Origin of the sequence: uncultured Kiloniella sp. (assembly GCF_937128705.1) — a bacterium.
Classification (GTDB): Bacteria; Pseudomonadota; Alphaproteobacteria; order Kiloniellales; family Kiloniellaceae; genus Kiloniella.
In genome coordinates this window covers 1-4,914 of sequence record NZ_CAKZMP010000421.1, presented here as the reverse complement: position 1 = coordinate 4,914, position 4,914 = coordinate 1, and the positions used below count along the sequence as shown (strand labels likewise).

The following is a 4,914-nucleotide window of genomic DNA, read 5'->3' as shown; positions in this document are numbered from 1 at the left end:
CAAAGTCATCGGCTTTGTTAATGAATATCTATTCATGGAGCAATCGGTATTCTTTGTAATTTATCTTTGATTCACAGCAACAACAAATGCACATATTTTATAAAATATAACTTTAGCGCCGATGTTTTAAGTAGTGGAATATACGTATTAACAATAGCTCAATCAGATGACCTTTTAGAAACACTAGCCCTCGTGCACAATACTCATCCGAACGGTCAGGTATCGCACACGGGTTCCAGTCTGATTTAAGGCTATTTGTTATCTATTGTTTAGATCGAAAATTGGAAGTGATCAGAGTATATCTACATTCAGGCTATCTAAATCCAACAATGACTTGATTGCATCCAGTTCAGACGTACTACCACTGAGCAGGTTCACGTTATCCAGTTCAATTGTAACGCTATCGCCACCCTCTTCTTTGCCATTACTATCAATAGTAATGGTGGTATCAGAGCCATTGACTTTCATGTCAAGATAATCATCCAATACCCTAGCCAGTTCTGAATTATCACCATCCTCAATAGCAGCCAGTAACTCATTACCGGTCAATAGTTCACTAAGGTCCAAGACATCGCTCTGCTTGACATTAAAGCCGACAATGGTATCTGTGCCGCCCGCATCTGCGCCCGAGAATTGATAGGTATCTGCACCTGATCCACCGTTCAGCGTGTCATCGCCCGCACCACCAATCAAAAGGTCATCACCGCTTTCGCCAAAAAGAATATCATCCCCAGTGCCGCCGATCAGGGTGTCTTCTCCATCGCCAGTCCACATTTTGTCGTTGTCTGCCCCACCATCAACGATGTCATTGCCAGAACCATTTTGACGATCGTCAAAGGTATCATCGCCGCTACCTAGGGAAACTTCGTTATCCGCGGCACTTCCATAGACATAGTCACCAAAATCTGTCGCGATGAGGTTATCAACACCTTCGAGGCTGTCGTCACTAACCAGTTCTTTTGAGAGACCGACTTTGCCTTTGATTTCCGCATTATTTTTGCCACCTGTTGGCGCATTGGCACCGCCAACAGGCCCGCCGTCATAGTCCAGAAATGCCTTAATACCCGCTGATGCAGTTGAATAGTCAGCATTAGCACCGTCGACCGTCAAACTTAACGTACTGGATGTTGTATCTCCGTCACCATCGGTAACTTCATAAGTAAATTTATCTGTGCCACCAATATCACTTGCTTTCAAGCTTACATCATCAATGTAGGCCCCACGCGTATCTGCTGCACCAGTTCCTGTAAAGGATAAGACGGTATCGTTATTACCTGTCCCTGTAATGTCAATGGTAATGCTTTCCCATCCATCTTGATGTTCTGTCGAATCAATTTTCTTTACGAGCTCTCCATTCCAAAACACCTGCATATCACTACTTCCTGAAGCAGCACCTGGGCGAGGAGAATAAGAAAACGTCAACTGATATGTCTGACCTTCATTGGTGCCATCGACAACTTGCTGAATGGTTGCATTCGAATCACTTCCATGCCCGTCAAGTTCAACCTTTGCGGTACCATCATCAGCCTTTAGCTTGCCAATTTTACGAGAACTATTTTGAATTTCAAACTTTCCACCATCACCATTAGTCCAGCCTTCAATTTCGGTAAATGTTTTCCATTTTCCATCACCAAGGCCATGACCGTTCTCAAAACTACCATTTTTGATCAGGTTTGTTTTGTCAGGACTAAAAGCCGTATAGGTGTATTTTCCATCCGCAGAAATCTGCAACGTACCATGATCACCAACAATCTTTGTTTCTTTGCCGGCAACAACGTCATGCTTTACATCTCCAAAGGTAACAGATGTAACCGAACCACCATCCGCGCCAACACCATCATTATAAAGCACATTGTCCGTTACAGTGGTATTCGTACCTGTCCCAGCCAGGGTTTTTGTATCATCAACGGCAACGGGAACATCATCTTCGATTGTAACCGTAACCGCCGTTTCAAGAACAACCTCGTCACCATTGGCATCAAAAGCCTTGAACGCACCGGAAATATCCAGATCAAGTGATTGACCGTCATCATTGGCAGGGTCGTTTGGTGTATGATCAATCTGATCTTTAAGGGCAAAGTTAAAATCATCACCGTCTTTGGTCAGCTCAAAAACAACACGTTCCCCATCGCCAGACCCGGCAACACCCTGAACAGCAATACCTGAACCATCGGTAATGACTTTATAGCTTACGGCTTCGCCCTGGGACGTTAGGCCAACAGGACCAGAAATATTTTCGTTAAAATCAAATCCACCCAGGCCATCGGTTCCGGCATCAATCGTTGTCGCCAAGGCTTCAGAGGTAATGGTAATCTCTGTTGTCTGATCCTGACCGGATTCCGCATTGGCCCCTTTCAGGGCATCTTCATGTACCTCGACATTAACAGGCGCCGCACCATTGTTCACCGGCACGCCATTCAGCAGCTCTGCCAAGGTTTCTTCGTCGCCATCGTCCAGCAGGTTAAAATTAAGTTCTGTGCGTCCCAGTGTATCTTGCGCATCCAGCAGATCGACAAGATTACCTGTTTCATCGTCATACTGGCTACCGCCGCCACCTTGAGGACCAGCACCTGCACCCGCCGCTGTTTCCAGGGTTTCCCCTGCGCTCAATGCCTGTGCCTGACCGATCAAAAGACCCGCGGACAGTTCAACGCCACCGATAATGAGAACAGGTGCATCAGCGCCCTGGGATGCATCAACCAGGTTTTCAAAAACAATCCGACTGTCGGATGAACCATCGCCGTTATTATCAAAGGTCAAAACAAAGTTATTACCCTCAATAACCGGGGTGGCACCCGAAGCATCAAAGTTGAGATTAACCGTTTGCCCCTTACCAAGCACAATAGTCGATGTCTCACCCACGTTCGGTACAGTTACATCTACTACGGTAGCTGCTTGTCCAATAAGCTGCTCTTGTTCCGTATTGCCAGAAACGGTTTGATTAGATGTTAAGCTAGAGATTACTTCGCTTGTAGTATTGGTCAAAACATTCACCATCGGCTAATTTTTTATGTGTAACTCTTGTTAAATTTCATTTCAGAAATTTGAACGTGAGCAGTGTTTTTTATTCAATAAAAACTTAGCTGGATTTGTCGTTGAATAATAGAAAAAAAATTAAAATAACTATATATATATGTATGATTTATATATCGATAATTATTACAATTTTATCTTTAATTTTAAATATATAGATGAAAATGTGTATTGAATAAAATTAAAGATAAAATACCATTTGTAATAAGTCGATTTTGAGATGATTTTATTTAAAATTTGATATGTTTTTTATGTGTGCTTTTTAGGATTTATCTATTGCCTGTCGGATCGTTGTAACGAGGTCTTCCAGGAGCTCTACTTATTCTTTCTTTATTCTAGATTTTGCTTGGGTGAGCCTTATGTTCGTGGAGAGTTCGTATCTCTATTTGTGATTGCAAAGATATTTACGCTCTCCTTAGGGTGCTATTGTTGCTGTTCTCCCCAAAATCGATCAAGTTTTGGGGAGAACAGCAGTCATAAAATGAGTTCATTTGCCAAGTCGTTGGTTTAAAGGAGCTCTATTTTTAAAAATCCTTTCTATACGTTTACGCAAAAGATTTGGAGAAACTGGCTTTATCAAATAATCATTGGCCCCAGCAAGTACAGCTTGTTCTATATACTTACGCTCAGAATGAGCCGTTAACATTATAATTGGAATTCCTGAAATATCTGAACAATTTGATGAGCGAATTTTTTTTATTAGCTCTAAACCAGACATAGGTTTCATAGTCCAATCAATAAAAATCAAATCAGCCGGCTTAACCTCTAACAAATCAAAACCATCAATTCCGCTTCTTGCTAACCGAATATTACGCACACCAAGCGAGCTTAAAATTGACTTTATTAGTCGTTGAATAAAAGGTTCATCGTCCACAATACAACATTCAAGATTTTGAAAATCCATTATGCTAGTCTCTTTATAAGTTTTTTTATCAAATGACCTGCTATCAGATCGTAGAGCCTTATTCAAACCCACTATTTGATTATGTTGTTCGAAAGTTACAAGAAAGTCAGTCTGTAGGGGGAGATGAGAAATGCAGCTCGAGGTACCATAATAATACCCCGTTGGCTGCGTTTCCGCTTGTTGTACAGAAATTTCCTCTCATTCAGAAACGTGTCCGCAACATCATTTTCCAAATTCAAAATACTTCATCTGAATTTTACGCGATTAATTCGTTATTTTCTGATTGGAAGTTTTGATTTTCATCGTTTGGATAAGCATTACTCGAATCATCGCCACCATCCTGAACCTCATTTAAAAAAGCAGAAACTTCGTTACGTAATTCGTTTGTTTGCTGGGAAAGCCCGTTAGAAGCTTCCGTAATAGTTTGAGCAGCAGTACTGGATTGTTCTGCAGCATGTAACACATCCTGGATTGAGCTGGACACGCTTTCTGTGCCTCTAGCAGCTTCTTCAACATTTCTAGCTATCTCAGAGGTTGCGGCTCCTTGTTCTTCAACAGCTGCAGAAATTGAAGCCGAAACCTCATTAATAGTGCCAATAATCTCTGAAATAGAATTAATTGCCCCAACTGCTCCATCTGTTGATGATTGCACTTCAGCAATTTGAGTGCTTATTTCTTCCGTTGCCTTTGCAGTCTGGCTTGCAAGGTTTTTAACTTCCGATGCTACAACAGCGAACCCCTTACCGGCATCACCCGCTCGAGCTGCTTCAATAGTAGCATTCAGGGCGAGTAAGTTTGTTTGCTCTGCAATATCATTAATTAGAGACACTACAGCGCTAATTTGAGAAACATTTTCTTCTAAAATTTTGATTTGTTCTGAGGTCTTATTTGCTTCACTTACAGCATTATTCGATACACTGTTAGACTGAGCAACTTGACGACTAATTTCTGTGATTGATGCCGATAGTTCTTCCGCA

3 protein-coding genes are annotated in these 4,914 nt (G+C 41.9%); all 3 read right to left on the bottom strand.

Features of this window, described 5'->3' with window-relative positions; all coding sequences use genetic code 11:
* Positions 1-291: 291 nt before the first annotated feature.
* Complete coding sequence (locus tag Q0241_RS21640; RefSeq protein WP_299381227.1) at positions 292-2,985, bottom strand: type I secretion C-terminal target domain-containing protein; 2,694 nt, start codon at positions 2,983-2,985, stop codon at positions 292-294.
* 535 nt (positions 2,986-3,520) lie between these two features.
* The gene (locus Q0241_RS21635; protein WP_299381225.1) at positions 3,521-3,937 is read right to left on the bottom strand and encodes a response regulator; all 417 of its coding nucleotides are present in this window, start codon (positions 3,935-3,937) and stop codon (positions 3,521-3,523) included.
* Between the two features lie 256 nt (positions 3,938-4,193).
* A partial coding sequence (locus tag Q0241_RS21630; protein ID WP_299381223.1) for a methyl-accepting chemotaxis protein occupies positions 4,194-4,914 on the bottom strand: 721 nt, incomplete at its 5' end.

What these genes read in the sequence shown, in the direction of transcription:
- Q0241_RS21635 (WP_299381225.1), bottom strand. Translation starts at nt 3,937, where the DNA reads ATGGATTTTCAAAATCTTGAATGTTGTATTGTGGACGATGAACCTTTT.